Origin of the sequence: Paenibacillus sp. OK060, assembly GCF_900101205.1 — a bacterium.
In the GTDB taxonomy this organism is placed as follows: Bacteria; Bacillota; Bacilli; order Paenibacillales; family Paenibacillaceae; genus Paenibacillus; species Paenibacillus marchantiae.
In genome coordinates this window covers 79009-96406 of the sequence record NZ_FNFR01000003.1, presented here as the reverse complement: position 1 = coordinate 96406, position 17398 = coordinate 79009, and the positions used below count along the sequence as shown (strand labels likewise).

Annotated in this window: 14 protein-coding genes; 13 read left to right on the top strand and 1 reads right to left on the bottom strand. The window is 47.1% G+C overall.

Annotated elements, in window-relative coordinates; genetic code table 11:
- The first annotated feature begins 28 nt into the window (after window positions 1-28).
- The 9 genes from BLS14_RS12260 to BLS14_RS12220 all read left to right on the top strand — a co-directional run bounded on the left by BLS14_RS12260 (window position 29) and on the right by BLS14_RS12220 (window position 14580).
- Window positions 29-622 (top strand): hypothetical protein, encoded by a 594-nt coding sequence (locus BLS14_RS12260; protein ID WP_090951878.1) that lies wholly within the window; start codon window positions 29-31, stop codon window positions 620-622.
- A gap of 148 nt (window positions 623-770) precedes the next feature.
- The gene (locus BLS14_RS12255; RefSeq protein ID WP_053782866.1) at window positions 771-1043 is read left to right on the top strand and encodes an alpha/beta-type small acid-soluble spore protein; all 273 of its coding nucleotides are present in this window, start codon (window positions 771-773) and stop codon (window positions 1041-1043) included.
- Window positions 1044-1300: 257 nt separating this feature from the next.
- Window positions 1301-2503, top strand: a complete 1203-nt coding sequence (metK, locus tag BLS14_RS12250; protein ID WP_063567744.1) for a methionine adenosyltransferase — start codon at window positions 1301-1303, stop codon at window positions 2501-2503.
- 212 nt (window positions 2504-2715) lie between these two features.
- Window positions 2716-6429 (top strand): Ig-like domain-containing protein, encoded by a 3714-nt coding sequence (locus BLS14_RS12245; RefSeq protein ID WP_176854481.1) that lies wholly within the window; start codon window positions 2716-2718, stop codon window positions 6427-6429.
- A 326-nt stretch (window positions 6430-6755) separates the two neighbouring features.
- Complete coding sequence (locus tag BLS14_RS12240) at window positions 6756-9479, top strand: stalk domain-containing protein (protein WP_090951872.1); 2724 nt, start codon at window positions 6756-6758, stop codon at window positions 9477-9479.
- A gap of 47 nt (window positions 9480-9526) precedes the next feature.
- Window positions 9527-10687, top strand: a complete 1161-nt coding sequence (locus BLS14_RS12235; protein WP_024631628.1) for a sensor histidine kinase — start codon at window positions 9527-9529, stop codon at window positions 10685-10687.
- Between the two features lie 4 nt (window positions 10688-10691).
- Complete coding sequence (locus BLS14_RS12230; protein WP_063567747.1) at window positions 10692-11414, top strand: response regulator transcription factor; 723 nt, start codon at window positions 10692-10694, stop codon at window positions 11412-11414.
- A 325-nt stretch (window positions 11415-11739) separates the two neighbouring features.
- Window positions 11740-12120: a hypothetical protein gene (locus tag BLS14_RS12225; RefSeq protein WP_064641914.1), complete on the top strand. Its 381-nt coding sequence runs from the start codon at window positions 11740-11742 to the stop codon at window positions 12118-12120.
- Window positions 12121-12684: 564 nt separating this feature from the next.
- Window positions 12685-14580, top strand: a complete 1896-nt coding sequence (locus BLS14_RS12220) for a helicase-related protein (protein WP_090952640.1) — start codon at window positions 12685-12687, stop codon at window positions 14578-14580.
- Between the two features lie 113 nt (window positions 14581-14693).
- On the opposite strand, the gene BLS14_RS33100 is transcribed toward BLS14_RS12220, so the two are convergent.
- A complete protein-coding gene (locus BLS14_RS33100) occupies window positions 14694-14837 on the bottom strand; it encodes a hypothetical protein (protein ID WP_256336408.1) in 144 nt (47 codons plus the stop codon).
- Here BLS14_RS33100 and BLS14_RS12215 point away from each other — a divergent pair, their 5' ends adjacent.
- From BLS14_RS12215 to BLS14_RS12200, 4 genes are all read left to right on the top strand, one after another.
- On the top strand, window positions 14838-15593 hold the full coding sequence (locus BLS14_RS12215; RefSeq protein WP_256336407.1) for a ComF family protein: 756 nt from the start codon (window positions 14838-14840) through the stop codon (window positions 15591-15593).
- 312 nt (window positions 15594-15905) lie between these two features.
- Window positions 15906-16313, top strand: a complete 408-nt coding sequence (locus BLS14_RS12210; protein WP_090951867.1) for a TIGR03826 family flagellar region protein — start codon at window positions 15906-15908, stop codon at window positions 16311-16313.
- Between the two features lie 269 nt (window positions 16314-16582).
- Window positions 16583-16867, top strand: a complete 285-nt coding sequence (gene flgM / locus BLS14_RS12205; RefSeq protein ID WP_090951865.1) for a flagellar biosynthesis anti-sigma factor FlgM — start codon at window positions 16583-16585, stop codon at window positions 16865-16867.
- A gap of 11 nt (window positions 16868-16878) precedes the next feature.
- Window positions 16879-17382, top strand: coding sequence for a flagellar protein FlgN (locus BLS14_RS12200; protein WP_063568401.1), 504 nt, complete (start codon window positions 16879-16881; stop codon window positions 17380-17382).
- Window positions 17383-17398: the final 16 nt, after the last annotated feature.

Below are 17398 nucleotides of genomic sequence, written 5' to 3'. Positions count from 1 at the left end.
AGATTTCCAGAGGAGGAAAATAAATCACATGAAACCTTATATGAAAGTATCCCTGGCTGCGCTGGCAATTGGTGTTGGCGTATGGGTTGGCTCAGTATACAGCAATACGGCAATAGGTGCAGGCACAATTCAACCAGGAACAGCAGATGATCCTGTAGTCACCAAAAGTTATGTAGATCAACAAATTCAGCAGGCGCTGAGTGGCAAGATCTCCACGGGCAGTGGCAATACCAGTAGTGGTGCAGATAGTAATGCAGGCAATGGTAGCAATACTGGCTCAACTGGAACCGGAAACTCAAGTAACACAGGTGGCGATACCACGCTTCCTCCATTAGTATCCGGTGCTTCGGATGCGCTTGAGATCGTTATGGTGAAACCGGGTCAACAGTTGATCGGTGCAACTGGTGCGGAGTTCATCGTACGTAGCGGCAAGGCTGTAATTGTTAGTGAAGGTACGAATGGTGTAGCCGATCTGACGGACGGGGTTGATTTAACGAATGGTCAGGAAGCACCGAACAATCACCTGCTCTCTTTTCCAAAGGATGGGCGAGGTATTACGGTTCTTGAAGGTAACAAATATAGTCTGACCGTTATGGTTCGCGGTGGATACTCTTTGAAGTAGTTTGAGCATTGTAACCTGAAATTATTCAATATTACGTAATAAGGATTGCTGAGATTACCCAGTTCTAACAAACATTAATACGGCTAGCCTGCCTTGTTCCTGCTCACTCTATAACTGTACACAACCAATAATCGGAGGTGCAGGAATCATGGCTAGAAGTAACCGCAAAGTGGTACCCGAAAGTCGTCAGATGTTGGATCAGATGAAGTATGAAATTGCCGCTGAGTTTGGTCTGAATGTGGGATATGGCGGTAGAGGTCTTGCTGGTGCAGATACCGAATTTGGTTCTGAACTGGGTGAGGTAAGTGATCACTCCTATGGCCAGTACAAAGGCTGGGGCCATCTGACTTCCCGTGAGAATGGATCGGTTGGTGGAGAGATTACAAAAAGGCTGATTCGCCAGGCACAGCAGCACTTATAGGGTGTTTTCCTTATCCCAATCTGTTTGACACGTCTTGACAAATACGTTAAGATGGCAGTTGAGGTACGCAACCTTTTCCGCTAGGGAAAGGTTGATTTTTTGTTGAGGCCATTACCTGAAAAATCCTTATCTTCGTAACTGCGGACCCTGCGTCCTTATTCCGCCCGGAAAGCTTTCGAGGGTACAGTGAACGAATCAACGTAAATGTTTTGTTCGGGCAATCGCCATACTACTCGTTATGGGAGGTTGAAACTTCAATGTCTATTAAAGGCCGACATCTATTCACATCGGAGTCTGTAACTGAAGGACATCCGGATAAAATTTGCGACCAGATCTCGGACGCCGTGTTGGACGCGTTCCTGGCGAATGATCCAAACGCTCGTGTAGCGTGCGAAGTTTCCGTAGCAACAGGACTTGTGCTTGTCATCGGTGAGATCAGCTCCGCGTCTGAATATGTGGACATTCCGTCCATCGTTCGTAATACGATTAAGGAAATCGGGTACACTCGTGCCAAGTTCGGTTTCGATTATAATACTTGTGCAGTCCTGACTTCTCTGAACGAGCAGTCTGCTGACATCGCACAAGGCGTTAACGCAGCTCTGGAGAACCGTGACCCGGAACAAATGGCTCGCGAGACAGAGAATATTGGTGCCGGTGACCAAGGCCTGATGTTTGGTTTTGCAACCAACGAAACACCTGAACTCATGCCTTTGCCAATCGCATTGTCCCACCGTATCGCTCGCCGTTTGGCTGAAGTGCGTAAAAACGGTACATTGGAATATCTTCGTCCGGATGGTAAAACTCAAGTAACGATTGAATATGACGGTGACAAACCGGTACGTGTTGATACCATCGTCGTGTCTACTCAGCATGCTGAAGAGACTCTACTTGCGCAGATCCAAAAAGACATCAAAGAACACGTAATTCTGCCTGTCGTTCCAGCTGAATTGCTGGATGAGCAGACTAAATATTTCATCAACCCAACAGGACGTTTCGTTATTGGCGGACCTCAGGGAGATGCAGGCCTGACTGGACGTAAAATCATCGTAGATACGTACGGCGGTTATGCACGTCACGGAGGTGGCGCATTCTCCGGTAAAGATCCAACAAAAGTAGACCGTTCGGCAGCTTATGCAGCTCGTTATGTAGCGAAAAACCTCATTGCTGCAGGTCTTGCCGACAAAGTGGAAATCCAGCTCGCTTACGCGATTGGGGTAGCCAACCCGGTATCGATCAACGTGGATACATACGGAACAGGCAAAGTCAGCGAAGAGAAATTGGTTGAGCTTGTGCGTAACAACTTCGATCTTCGTCCGGCTGGCATCATCCGTATGCTGGATCTGCGTCGCCCAATTTACAGACAAACGGCTGCTTACGGTCACTTCGGTCGTACAGACCTCGATGTACCTTGGGAACAAGTGGACAAAGCAGACGTTTTGAAAGAGCAAGCAGGTCTGTAAGTTAACGATAAAGTCATCAATAGAAGCCCTTGGTTCCGATATGGAATCAGGGGCTTTTTACTTTAGACATTCGTATTTTCTTTAGCTTAGGATTAGAAAATAAATTGACATATTATAACTATTCACTAATCAAATATTTCCTTTTAGCCGAAATACATAAAGAGGTCTATACATTGTTCAGACAGATGAATATGGACGAGGAGGAACGAAAGGTGAGCATAAAAGGATTGATCCGTAAGGGGATCATCGGGTTATTAATTGCGTTGTTGATCACGCAAGGTTGGTATAGTGGTTTTGATTGGAAAGAAAGTAAAGTGTATGCTGATGATTTGACAAGTTTAGGAATTGAGTCTTCCGTACCAGCATTAGGAGCAAGCAATGCTGATAGTACATCACCATTTATTCTTGTTTTTAAGAAGCCGGTTAAAAAAGTTGTAGGAACGCAAGAGAACATATCCATATACAGATTGCCGGAGGAACGGCTTGTAGCAGAGGTTCCTGTGAGTTCTGGGGTGAACCTCATTCCTGACTCGCTAGGAACTCCAGATGTAGGAAAAACAATTACTTTTCAGTTACCTGAATCTCTTAAAGGTGGGTATTACGCAATTAGAATTGGTGGTAAATCTTTTGAATATGAAGCTAATGAACCCTTTAATGGATTGAATCAGGAGGCATGGTCATTCAGTACCAAGGGAGTAGGGGCGACAACGGCGGTTTCCTTTTCACCAGCTAACGGTGCAGTATCCGTAGCACGAGACTCAAATTTACGGGTAACTTATAGCAATCCTATTGAGGCCGGTGTGGGAGAAATTGAAATTTTCGAAGATGGTGTGCTGTTTGAGAAATATGATATGACATTAACGCAACCTCGTGTTGTGATTAGTGGGAATACACTTACGATTGATCCTATAAGAAGTTTTTCCAATAATGCTACTTACTCAGTTGGTATATCTCAAGGGGCTTTAAGAGATAAGGCAGGGAACGATGTTGCTGGAACAGGACTTAATGGATGGAACTTTAAAGTGTTTCAATCTGATCCTACTTCCTTAACAGTATCTTCCCTTTCACCAACTAATGGAGCAAGTGGGGTGGCGCTGACAGGAGAGTTGATAGTTACGTTTAACAAAGAACTGGATCCTCGTTATCCGGGATCAGTGTCGCTGAGAAATGCCAGTGGTGCAGTAATTGCAACAACAACAGCAGTGAACAGTTCGAATAATCGACAGTTACGAATCATCCCGCTAAATAGTCTAGCGAGTAATACCAGCTATATCGTGGACATTCCAGGAGGGGTATTACAGGACAAATCAGGAAATATATACATGGGGCTGAACGGAGCGTCGTCTTGGACATTCAGAACATTAACGCTGGATCGAACAGCTCCGGTTCTAAAGACATCTAAAATGTACAGTAATACTATTATTCGTCTCACTTATGATAAATTGCTCTCGAGTATAGATCCTTATACTTCAAGCTTCACGGTTACCGTTAACGGGGAGTCACGAAGTGTGAGCACGTCTTATGTGTCTGGGGATAGCGTCTACGTTGTACTAGATACAGGCGTAGCTGTAGGGCAAGTGGTACGAATTGCTTACTCCCCTGGATCATCAACGCGCAAGATTCAGGATTTATCTCTGAATTCCGCCGCTGCTTTCTCGGCCAGAGATGTGGAGAACAGTCTTGAATCGATTATGTCCAAACCAAGAGAAGGTAGTGCCTATAATAATACGATTAATCTCTATTATCCGGAGACCGTATATATTAATTCTAGTGAAACATTTAAACAATTCAGTGTGACTGCAGATGGGTCAGCAGTGGGTGTAAGTAGTATGTCGACTAACAACAGCTCTCTTGTTACTCTGAACTTGAGTCGTTCGATCACGAATGGTGAAGTCGTCCGTGTATCCTATCAGCCGGGTGAATGGTCTGTGAAGGATAGCCGCGGTCAGGCTCTTGCGGGTTTTAGCGGCTTTTACGTTCGTAATAGCATCGATACCAAGAATCCTGAATTCCAGAGTGCAGAGGTTAGCGGCAATAAATTGTGGATTCGTTATAACGAGCCGCTAAGTCGATCAAACAAGCCACTGAAGAGTCAGTATTCCGTACTGGTAGACGGCAAAGCCTTGTTTGTAAACGATTCGGAAATCGAGGATGATATTGTCACACTTACACTCGCTTCAGCGGTGACGAGCACACAGACCGTTACGCTGTCTTACGTTCCGGGGGCGAGCCGTCTAACGGACCTGAACGGTAACCCTGCTGGATACTTGGATTTAATCCCCGTGAAGTATACATACGGAAACGGAACGATCTTGTCGGGTGTACTACAAGGAGACACAATACTTATCAACTTCCGTCATGCTTTAAAGACAGAGTCGGTATTAACACCTTCTCAGTTCAATGTTCAGATCGGTGGCAACACAGTATCCGTTAACTCAGCATCTGTATCCGGCTCAGTCGTTACCTTGAAATTACCAAGCTCGGTAACTGCGGGCCAGACGGGTACAGTTAGCTATGCCCCAGGTTTAGTTTCGCTTAGAGATGCTCTTAATTCTGAAGTAGGGGCATTCGGCCCACTGACGTTGCAGCAAAGTGTAAGCTCTACTCCTACTACCACTCCACTGGAGGGAAAACCTTCCTGGATCACCGAATGGAGTGCTGCTGAATCCGGATTTGGGCAAGCGATGTTTGTGATGAATAATGATACGGCTTCTGTAGAAACCTCAACTTCACGCAATAATCGTTCTACGCGGCAGTTTACCATAGATGAGACGAAGCTTGCCCAAGCATTCGAGTATGCTTATTCAAGCGGGAAATTAAATCAACCCGTAATGTTTGAAGTACCAGAAAGTGAGGCGACTGCTTCTGTTGGCATCCCGTTTCATACACTCTCTCGGATGGCTGCAAACTATCGGTCGGGTTCAATTGGAATTAAGTATAGTGACAGTGTGTGGATCGTTCCCTTTTCCAAACTAGACGTTGTGGCTATGGGACAAAGTGCAGGTATAACGACTGCTCCTGGTACTGCTATATTATACGTACAGTTGGAGGCTCTTCCTATTTTCTCCTTAGGAACGCTGGAGTACATGCTGTCAAGTTTCAACGCTCAACGTTTGGCTAATGTAACAGAAGTCCATATTGATCTTTACAATGGTAATACCGGACAAAATGTAGAACAGAACATCAAAGGCCAGTTTTGGATGCAACTCCCTGGAAACACGTCAACAACCTTATCTAGTATGACAGCTGTTGATCCAGTTACACAGACTTTATCCTATGTACCAACAACATTCAGAAACACGACAGCTGGAATAATTGCTAAAGGGCAATTAAATGGCAATCAGATTGTAGTGCCTGTAACTCATTTGGTTAGTTTCCCGGATGCAAAGCCCTGGGCGCGTGATGCTATTACAGAGTTGGCATCAAAATGGATCATTAGTGCCGACAACCTTACTGCTTACAAGCCAGATAAGAAAATTACGAGAGCAGAATTTGCGGAATTGATTGCTAAAGGGCTGGGTCTGAAAGGGAATCGTGAAGCTGCGCAACGTTTCCGTGATCTTAATGGGAATAGTACAACGATTGCTTATGTTGGAGCTGCGGCAGAAGCCGGAATTATTAAGGGGGTTGAGGACAATAAGTTCAAACCCAATAGCTTAATAACCCGAGAACAGATGGCAATCATGATGATTAGGGGGATGGAATATGCTGGGCAATCAGCGACTCTTCAATCATCAGCTAAAGACACCTTATCTAAATTCAAGGATAACAAAAGTATAAAATCCAAAGATTCTGTTGCTAAAGCAGTACAGACAGGAATTATTCAAGGGGTGACTAAAACGGAATTTCAGCCCTTGGAAAACGCAACAAGAGCGCAGGCAGCAGTCATGCTAAAGCGCATGCTTAACAAAATAGGATATCTATAAAATAAAAAAAATTATTATGACTCAAAAAGAAGCATATCAGATTAAAACTAACTGATATGCTTCTTTTTTTTGAGATGGTTCTTGGGAATTTTGTAGGAGAACATGAAATTTAACTGCGAATCTAGAATTCAGAAAAAATTTCAAAACATAAGCTTGAAATCCATATTTTTAATCAATGAGTGCTAATATAGGCTCTAGGCGTAACTTTTTCCACAAAAAGTAGTCTATTAATAGAAGAGTATACTAGAAATCTCGCTATCTGCTGCCACATGGCAGAGATCGTGATATCTAAGATTGATATACAAGATGGGAGAGACGTTTCAAACATGCTGGGGAAACAAGGGAAACGGCTGAACGACGTTAAGGGTAGCAAGGCGAAGAAATGGGCGATTGTGACGCTGGCAGGCGTGATCTGGATTGCACCGGTTCTGGGAGCGGGACAACAGGTGTGGTCGGGAAGTTCATGGCAGTCAGTGGCTGCAGCGGCCTCTACAACAACAAGCAAATTGAGTGAAGAAATTCTGACTTCGGGTGCGAAGTTGATGAAATACAATTATACAACGACACGTTCCGGCTCGAAGGTGAACGTACTGGCAGATGTAATTCAAGTGGATTTGCAAAATCCCTATGTGAAGCTGGATGTCATGACAGGCAAGGGTGGCAATCTGAATAGTAAACAAAGCACGGGTGGCATGGCTAAGGAAAATGGTGCAGTAGCCGCCGTGAACGGCGATTATTTTAATGTATCCGGGGAACTTGCCCCAATTGGTGGACAGGTCTCGGATGGGGTGCTCGTATCTACTCCATCCGAACTGTCAGGGATGTATGCCCTCACCGTAACCAAAGACGGCAAGCCGATGATTGATGAATATTCATTCGATGGCACCGTGAAGGCAGATGATGGTTCAACGTTTGCTTTGCGTGGGATAAATAAAGAGGACTACACGGTCGAATCGAGCTCGGTGAAGTACAGTCACGCCAATTCGATGTATATTTATACACCGGCTTGGACGTCAACGAAACGGCCGAATGATCCTTCCACAACACCAACCGAGGTACTTGTGCAGAACGGTGTGATCACCCAAATTTCGGATAAAAAAGCGTTAAACATGACGGTGCCGGCAGATGGGTACATTTTGCGTGCGCATGGAACGGCAGCGACATGGATTATGACTCACTTGGCGGTAGGCCAGACGCTGAATGCGGATTACAAGTTGAAAGCCAAAACGACGGGGGAGACCGTTGATCCAAGCAACCTGCAGATGATGATCGGTGGACATACCATTCTGGTGAATGGTGGCAAGGCGGCTACTTTTTCCCGTGATATTGCTGCTTCCGGTATCGGTGGCATTCGTGCGAGAACAGCAGTCGGCTACTCCCAAGATGGTCGGTATGTCTACATTATTGCAGCGGAGAAAAACAGTAACAGCAGCGGTTTGTCGCTGACCGAACTGCAATCCTTCATGACCAGCATTGGTGTATGGAAAGGCATGAATCTGGACGGAGGCGGTTCCACAACGATGGTAACTCGTCCGCTTGGTGAGGAGACAGCAGGGCTTACGTTCAACACGGAGTACGGTACAGAGCAGCGTCAGGTCGTAAACACGCTGGGCGTGTTCTCTACGGCTCCGGAAGGTAAGCTGCAGGGCTTTGCCGTGAGTGGCAGCCAAACATTGCTAGTAGGGCAAGAGGGTAAGTATACAGCCAAAGGATATGACACCTACTACAACCCGATTGCGACAGGCGACATCAAGATGACATGGAAATCGAGCAACAACGGCATCGTGAGTGTAAGTAATGGAACGATCAAAGGTGTGAAACCAGGTACAGTGACGCTGACTGCAACAAGCAATGGAGCTTCATCTTCCATTAAAGTTACCGTGTTGGGCGGAAGTGAACTGGCTTCGCTGACAGCAGGATCTGGCTTGGGATCGCTCCAAGCGGGTACAACGATTTCCATTCCAGTAACGGCGAAGACCAAAGACGGACAAAGTGTGACAGTTCCGGCGGATTCGCTGACATGGGAGTTTATTGGATTCAAAGGTAAAGTGTCTGCAGACCAATTAACCGTATCCTCCGTGAACGCTGGCGCTCAAGTTGGCTATGCGATCGGTCGTTATGACGGCTACAGCACGGTGGTTGTGCTCTCCGCTGCGGCAAGTGAAACGATATGGGAGAACTTCGAGAATGTAAGCTACCCGATCAACTTCACGACCAACGCATCAGGTGTAACTGGATCGGCTTCCGTGACAGCGGGAACAGGTGAAAAAGCTGGCTCCAAGGTGTTACAGCTGAGCTATGACATGACCGCAGGAATAGGTAAAATGTATGCATATGCCCAATTGAACGGTTCCACTGGCAAAGAGATATCTGCAACAGCGACATCCATGTCGATGGATGTTATGGGAGATAAGAGCCTAAACTGGCTGCGTGCTGAATTTACGGATGCCAGTGGCAAAACGGTATATGCCGATCTCGCTAAGGCAATTGATTGGGATGGTTGGAAAAAACTGAACGTGGACCTGAATGGGTTGAATATTTCTTATCCGGCGAAGCTGAAACGGGTTTATGTGGTGAATGTGGAAGAAGGTCAGGATGAGCGTGCGAAGACAGGCAAGGTTGCTTTTGACAACATTGCTTTCACCATGCCATCCAAATCCAGTGAAGTGGGCTTGCCTACAGGAACTGCTTCTCTGGTGCTTGGACAGAAATCCATGACCGTAAACGGAACGAAAAAGGCAATCGATTCTGCGCCAGTACTGAAAAATGGTACAACATATGTTCCAATCAAGCATGTATTGGATGCTTTTGGCGGACAGGCGAGCTGGGATAGCAAAAATCAAAGAGTTACCGTCGTGCGCGGTGGCAAGCTGATTGATCTGGTTGTAGGCCAGAAAGAATTCATCATCAATGGCAAAAGACAAAGTGCAACAGTAGCACCTTACGTATCTGGTGGTAGGACTTTAGTCCCTCTCAGACTCGTTTCAGAGCAGCTTGGACTGACTGTAAAATGGGAACAGAACACGAAGACCGTTACCATCTCATCGTGATATGGTATGATATATACCGGAAACGATAGAAATGGAGTCGAACAAACGTGGATTTACAAGCCGATGCCATAGACCGCGTCATAAAAAACGCCATACAAGTCATGGAAAACAGTAAATATCAAATGTTTGAGATTATGGACTCGACTCGGAATGAGCTGAAAACGCTGAACGAGGAATTGAAGTCGGTTCTGAAGGAGACGGCGGAAACGATCGAGAAAGTAGATCAATTGGAGCTCAACTACCGCCGCTCCCGGATCCGGCTAACTGAGGTTAGCCGCGACTTCGTCCGTTATTCCGAGCATGATATCAAGCAGGCGTATGAGAAAGCGACGCAGTTACAGCTGGATCTGATGATTTACCGTGAGAAGGAAATGTATCTGAAAGCCCGTCGGGATGATCTGCAGAAGCGTGCCAAAAATGTGGAAGCTTCCGTGGAGCGCGCCGAGACGATCGGTTCCCAGATGGGGGTTGTACTGGAGTATCTGTCGGGTGAGCTGGGTCAAGTGACCCGCATCATTGAATCCGCCAAAAATCGACAAATGATTGGTTTAAAAATAATTTTGGCCCAGGAAGAAGAGCGGAAACGTATTGCCCGTGAGATCCATGACGGACCTGCGCAGATGCTCGCGAATCTAGTGCTTAGGACGGAAATTGTAGAAAGAATGCTCATAAAGCAGGATTTTAAGATGGTCCAGGCCGAAATAGTAGATTTGAAAGGCCAGGTTCGTTCGAGTCTTGGAGAAATGAGAAAAGTTATTTTCAATTTGCGTCCTATGGCACTGGATGACCTGGGATTGATTCCAACGCTTCGGAAGTACGTGCAGGATTTTGAAGAAAAAACAAAAATCCGCTCGCTTTTTGAAACGAGAGGCAAGGAACACCGTTTATCTTCGGCAATGGAGGCTGCGATCTACCGCCTCGTGCAGGAAGGTCTGTCCAATGCTGCAAAGCATGCTTATCCCACTTATGTTGTAGTGGAAATTACATACCAGGCTCAGCTCGTTAAGATTGTCGTGCAGGACAATGGGCTTGGGTTCAAACCGGAGCTTCTTGCGAAGAAGAGCAAGGATCATACCCACTTCGGTCTGATTGGGATGAGAGAGCGGGTTGAACTGTTAGAAGGAAGAATAGAGATCGAGTCCGCGGAAAATCAAGGAACCAAAATAGTGATTCATATCCCGACAAACGTGGATAAGGGAAAGGAGTAGCAGGATGGAAAACCGTGATACTGGAAAGACATCAATTAAAGTTCTTTTGGCTGATGATCATCAGCTGTTCCGTGAAGGTCTGAAACGCATTTTAAATATGGAGGACGACATTGAGGTCATCGGCGAATGCGGCGATGGGATTCAGGTGCTCGAATTCTGTAATCAGGATAAACCGGACATCGTATTGATGGACATCAACATGCCTGTGGAAAACGGGGTTGAAGCGACGGAGAAATTGCGTGAGCTGTTCCCGGATGTCAAAGTCATTATCTTGTCTATTCATGATGATGAGAGTTATGTGTTCGAGACGCTGCGTAAAGGTGCTAATGGCTACCTGCTCAAAGATATGGAGGCCGAGTCCCTGATCAATGCGATTCGTTCTGTTCATGAAGGGCATGCATTCATCCACCCTAAAGTAACTGGCAAACTGATCATGCAGTTGCGTCGTATGACGTACCTTAATGAGACAGGGGCAATGAGCGAAGGAGCTTCGAAGGAAGCAGGCGTTAAATTTGTCGCTGGCGACAATAATCCGCTTACTCGTCGTGAGGCTGAAGTATTGCGTCTGATGGCTGAAGGTAAGAGCAATAAAATGATTGGTGAGTTCCTGTTCATCAGTGAGAAAACAGTAAAAAACCATGTCAGCAGTATTTTGCAGAAGATGGAAGTGGATGATCGTACACAAGCGGTTATCAACTCGATCAAATATGGTTGGGTTACCCTCTAATATACGATTGTATTTAGAAGCAGTTTGATTATAGCAATTATAGGATTCTGTTTACTCGCGCCCATTCCAGAGTGTTGGACTGGTTAGCGGGTTAATGGACTTTATTACTGCAAATGAGCAAAGTGTGAAGTTAGGCGAACTTATGTTCAAGCTTCGGCATGAATGATTGAACGACCTGGCCTGTCTTCTTCGTCCGGTGTCGATCAGAATGGAATATGCGCTTTAGGATTTGCAAGTGTAACCCTTCGGGGAATGCAGCATATACTGCTGTATACAGGGATGTTCGCCATGGGTGAGCATGACCTTCCGAGGAGGTGCAGTTGCCATGGTTGCTCATCTGACTATGATTCTGCTCATATACTTCCTGGCGGCAATGGCCGTTCATGCCATGCACCAGCGCCATCTTTCCCGTCCGGACCCCGAGGGCTACGAGCAGATTATGCTCATTCCTTCCAATCAGGAGCAGCGGATTGAAGGCATTGTAAGAGCGCTTTGCCGGGAATTATTTTACCGTGGAAAGAGCTTCACATTGACGGTTGTCGCTGATCGTACGGAAGCCGAAACGGTTCGTATTATTGAGAAGCTTATGCATAGGCAAGGAATGGAGTTATCTTACTTGTCTGCTGTCCCTTCGGATATGGAACAGTGGAATCAGACTGGGAGTCATTCTTTTCGCCTTATCGATTTGCGTGAGCCAAAGCAGTAGATGCTTTTTTTTTGCAACAGTCGGGCTCATTAATTGTGCAAGCTGCTGAGACAGACTGGCTAAAGCGTGTCATCAGTCAGAATACACTTTCAATGAGGTCATGCCGGTTTGCCAAAATAAGCATAAATCTCATCATGTTTGAGGTTAAAGATTACAGCTTATGCTGTAGTCTTTTTTTGTCATTGTAGCCAAGCTTGCTGTTAAATTAAATATGGGTTTTTATGCAATCTATGGTTATTGTCCCTGTTGGAGTCTTGTGGGGATTGCAGCAAGAACCTTTTTGAAATCAGAAATCTTAAGTTAAAAGTATAGACGATGCAGATTGGAAAAAGTTTCGCATGATCAAAGAAAGATTATCGCTACTCATTGAATAGGTAAAATGATCGTAACGATTGCTTTTGGAAACTACACGACTTGTGGGACAACTGCATAATTGATATAGTGATAATACAAATGGATATTGAATGTATGAGATATGGACATGAAGCACATGCTCCGACGAATAGTCGGTTGGCATGTGCTTTTTTTGCGTTTTGGGACATGGAGGATGAGGGAGGAGAGCAGATGAAGGTTGGGTTGTATGTGTGCCGAGTGAGAGAAGAGTGGAAGATGGTGCTGTCACTGGATATCCGAGTGGATGTGGCGTGGTGGCTTGAGGGATTGAGCGGACAAAGGGTGTTGCGATGGTTAATGTTAGGCAGGGAGTTACCTTTAAGTCATGCCTCGTGGATGGTAGAGAATTTTGAGATGGAGCGAGGTATGGATCAATGGGGAGAGGGTCATTGGCAGGCGTATATGCTGCGCAAACTGGAAGAGTACGAGAGGGCCTCCGGGGAACTTGCGGCTAGGGGAGAGATGGCAGGCAATGCAGGGATTGTCGCTGAAAGAGGTGCGGAGGTGGGCGGGATGCCAGAGTCGTATCCCGCCGGGGAGTGGGCTCAGCTGGAGCGGGGCGCTGCCCTGCTGGCTGAGCGGCTTCTCGGCCGCCAATTGCTGGCGGCCGAGGCAGAGGCGCTGCTGGCAGATACCTCGCCGCAGCTTGCCTCGGTTTGGCGCGCGGCTGCGCAGCTCGCGCACTTGCGTGGGCGGCTGAGCATAACAGCCGCCCTGGAAGGGCCTGCCAAGCGGCGGCGGCAACGCCTTGCGTGGCTTGGTCGCGCGCACAGCGCGCCTCGCTGCCGCCGATGCGGCAGCTTTGCCGGGCAGCGCGTGCCCTGCGCTGCCTGCGGCCTGGCGGCGTGCGCCTACTGCGAGGCTTGCCTCGCGCTGGGGCGCAGCCGTGCCTGTGCGCTGCTGCTGCGTAGCGCAGCGCCAATGGCCGAGCCACGCGGTGCATCGCAGCGTGGCTCGGCCATTGTCCCCACCGAGGGCGGACTTGCCCGGTGGGGGCTCAGCCCTGCGCAGAGCGCGGCGGCTGCCGCGGCGCTTGCGTTTTTGGCCCAGCCATCCGCAGGGGATGGGCCGGGGAGGTTTTTGTTGTGGGCCGTGACCGGGGCCGGTAAAACCGAGATGATATTCCCTTTGCTCCAATACATATTGGAGCGCGGTGGAGGAGCGCTTGTGGCTACGCCGCGCCGGGACGTCGTGCTGGAGCTTGCCCCTCGTCTCGCGAAGGCGTTTCCTGACATCTCACTTGCTACGCTATACGGAGGCAGCACCGAGCGCTGGAAAGACGCGCAGCTCACACTCGCGACCACGCACCAACTGATGCGTTTTTACCAGGGATTCGATCTGGTCATTATCGACGAACTCGACGCATTTCCCTATCATAATGATCCCATGCTCGCTCATGCGGCGGCGTCCTCGTGCAAGCCTGATGGCCATTTTGTGTACTTGTCCGCTACGCCACCAGCTAGGCTACAGCGGGAAGCAGCGCAAGGGAAACTCACTCACGCCAAAGTCCCGGTCCGCTTCCACCGTCACCCTTTACCAGTACCGCGTTTACTGAAAATGCTTACCGTCGCCGAGTGTATTCGGAAGCGAGAGCTGCCCGCCACATTAAAAAAGAGCATTCAAACCTCCTTGCTACGGGATGCACAGGTATTTGTTTTTGTGACACGGATCGCTCAGATTGAGGCATTTGTAAATCTCATGCGTCGCATGTTTCCACAAATCCATATCGAAGGAACATCATCCCAAGATCCGGATCGCGCGAGCAAAGTTATTGCGTTTCGTGAACGGACCATACGTCTGCTCGTGACCACCACTATCTTGGAGCGGGGCGTCACCATTCCACGTAGCGATGTATTTATTTTGGATGCGGATAATGGTCTCTTTGACGAAGCTTCTCTGGTACAGATGGCGGGTAGAGCGGGTCGATCTATGGATGATCCAGCAGGAAGAGTCGTCTTCGCATCATCCCGTCGTACGCGTTCCCAGGTGAAAGCGGTGGCCCAGATCCAAAAAATGAACACCATCGCAAAACGCAAAGGCTACCTTCACCCGCCAACACACCCATAGATACGAAGGGAGGCAACAATCTAATGTCGAACTGGCTAAGCAGTATCACTGACCACGTACACCAACTTACCCATCGCCTGCATGGATTACTCGCCCCACCCGGAGCGACTTGTCTAACCTGTGGTACACGAGCCATATTGTCTCCGATCTACCCCGGCATCTGTCCGCGTTGTGTGCAGCAAATTCCATGGATTCGTTCCATTCGCTGTCTGCGTTGTGGTCGAGGGATCGGCTGCCCGGACTGTGTCCGCCCACACATGCAAAACCGTTCTTTCGTATGCAACCGCAGCGCCGTCCAGTATAACGCTCTAATGAAGGAATGGATTGGGATGTACAAATTCAGAGGCCACGAGCGCTACGCGCCACTGTTAACGGCTCTTACTGTTCAAGCATTTCAAGCAATGAGTGAAGAATTCAACCCTGTTTTGGCAAAAGAAACCCTGGCCCCCGCGGCTCATCCCGAAGCAGCGACGCGCAGCCGCCAGTCTCTGCTCCAAAACAATAAGCCGCGATGGCGGCCAGACGCCGTGACCTATGTCCCCGTCAGCGACGAACGCCTTGCCGAGCGCGGCTTCAACCAGGCCGAGCGGCTCGCAGCAGGACTTGCCGCAGCCGTCCGCCTGCCTGTAGTTGATCTGCTGCAGCGTCGGATCAACACCGCCAAACAAAGTTTCAAAACACGCGGCGAGCGTATTCAGACCATGCAAGATGCATTTGCAATGCAGCCGGATGGCCTGGAGTTGATACATGACTTGTATCAAGGCAACTCTCAATTCGCGCAAAAGGAGATGCATTCACAGCCAGCTAATTCTTATACGATTGGACAAGAAGCCTCTTCGAATTTCAGACCAACAACACAAGGCTGGAAAATTGCTCCCATACGCTTGCTAATGATCGATGATATTTATACAACCGGTAGTACTCTGGATGCCTGTGGAAAGATGATCTTAAACGCTGGATCTTCTATTAACCTTCCAATAGAGATTTACACGCTGACTTTGGCCAGATCTTAAGTTTAAAAATCGATAAGTGATATATGAAAAATGTATATTATATTTAACGTGATTGCATATCTGCATTATAGGTGGCATATTACTGATTTTCGAATAGCATTTGTGGGGTTTGTGCTCATTAGTTCTTCAACAGAGAAAGATTAGTGTGTATTTCTGCAAAATAACTTGTTCACATATCTATAAGATTGCGCATACATGCACCTTATACCCCTTTTATATTCGCAAAGAGGCTATGGACTTAAAGTGAGAAAATAAGGTAATGTATAGTTATTATCCATTCGGAAGAGGAAGTTTGAGAGGGGCGTTTTAGCGATGAATCTGGGTAATTGTCCGCGTTGTGGCAGATTATATGCGTTGAATTTTCGGGATGTATGCTCGAACTGTATAAAGGAAATTGAACTGGAATACCAGACTTGTGTGGATTATCTACGCGAAAACAAAGGCACTAACATACAGGAACTGTCTGATGCAACAGACGTTTCAATCAAAAATATTACCAAGTTCATTCGTGAGGGACGGATTTCCATCGAAAACGCCCCCAATATGATGTATCCTTGTGAAGTGTGCGGAACCCTGATTCGTGAAGGCCATATGTGCGACTCTTGCCGGAATCGTTTGACGAAAGATTTGGCTGGAGCGGCTCGAGAAGTAGGTCAGAAGGATAACGGCAGCATAGGCGGACGAACCTATAATGCTGTCGACAAACTGCGCGATTCATAGGAATGAGGGCTTAAATACAAGTTTTGCTATAACAAATGTTTTGGAACGTACCGATAAACTTATTAAAGATTATCGGTTTTTTTTATTATCCTAATCGTTCGAGAACATAAAGATAATGTAAGAAGAAACATTGATCGATGCAGATTCAAGGGAGACAGACCGCAGTTAGCAGTAGTTTTTCTTGCGATTATAGAATCCTTCAGCTTCGCTGAAAACGTATGAATTCTATAATCTAATAAAATCCTAAGGTGGAAGGAAGTGCGATTCGTATGAAAATCAATGAACCGAATAGAATTGGTGCAATCAATTCGTATCAAAGGAACGTTGAATCCAATCAGCAGGCTGATGCCAAAAAGAGCCGCCGTAAGGACGAAGTATCCATTTCTCCGGAGGCGATGAAGATGCTTGAGGAACAAGGTCGTACACAGGATGCAGGACGTTTACAGCGGATACAGGAACTAAAAGAACAGGTGAGTTCAGGAACTTACCAAGTGGACAGCAGTAAACTTGCTGACAAGTTACTGCCGTATTTTAAGTCTTTTGACAAGGAATAGGTGATTATGCAATGGCAGCGCTGGACAGATTAATTGCAGTTTTGCAGCAAATGGAACAAAACCACCGAGACATGCTGGCACTCAGCGAGATTAAGAGGCAGGTCATTGTCAAAAATGATGTGGACCAACTCATTTCTCTGATGAATAAGGAATCCAAGTTTATGAAACAGCAGGAGCCGCTCGAAAGTGAACGATTGAGCGCAGTTCATGAATTACTTCAGGAGCGTGGGATCAAATCTATGTTGAACCTGAATATCACAGAGATCTCCAAGCTTATTTTTGATCCAGCTGACAAACAGCGATTGCTTGAAGTCCAGAAGAAGCTCGCGGGAACATTGCAGGAGTTGAAAGAAATTAATCAATTGAATCAAAAACTGATCGAGCAGTCATTGATGTTTATTGATCTCTCAATGGACATATTTGCTTCTCGGCCGGAACAGGATGCCACATATCAGCATCCTGCTGATAAGAACGGTAATCCAGGGCGAATCGGACTTTTTGATACACGTGCCTGATTAATTAGGGGGAAAC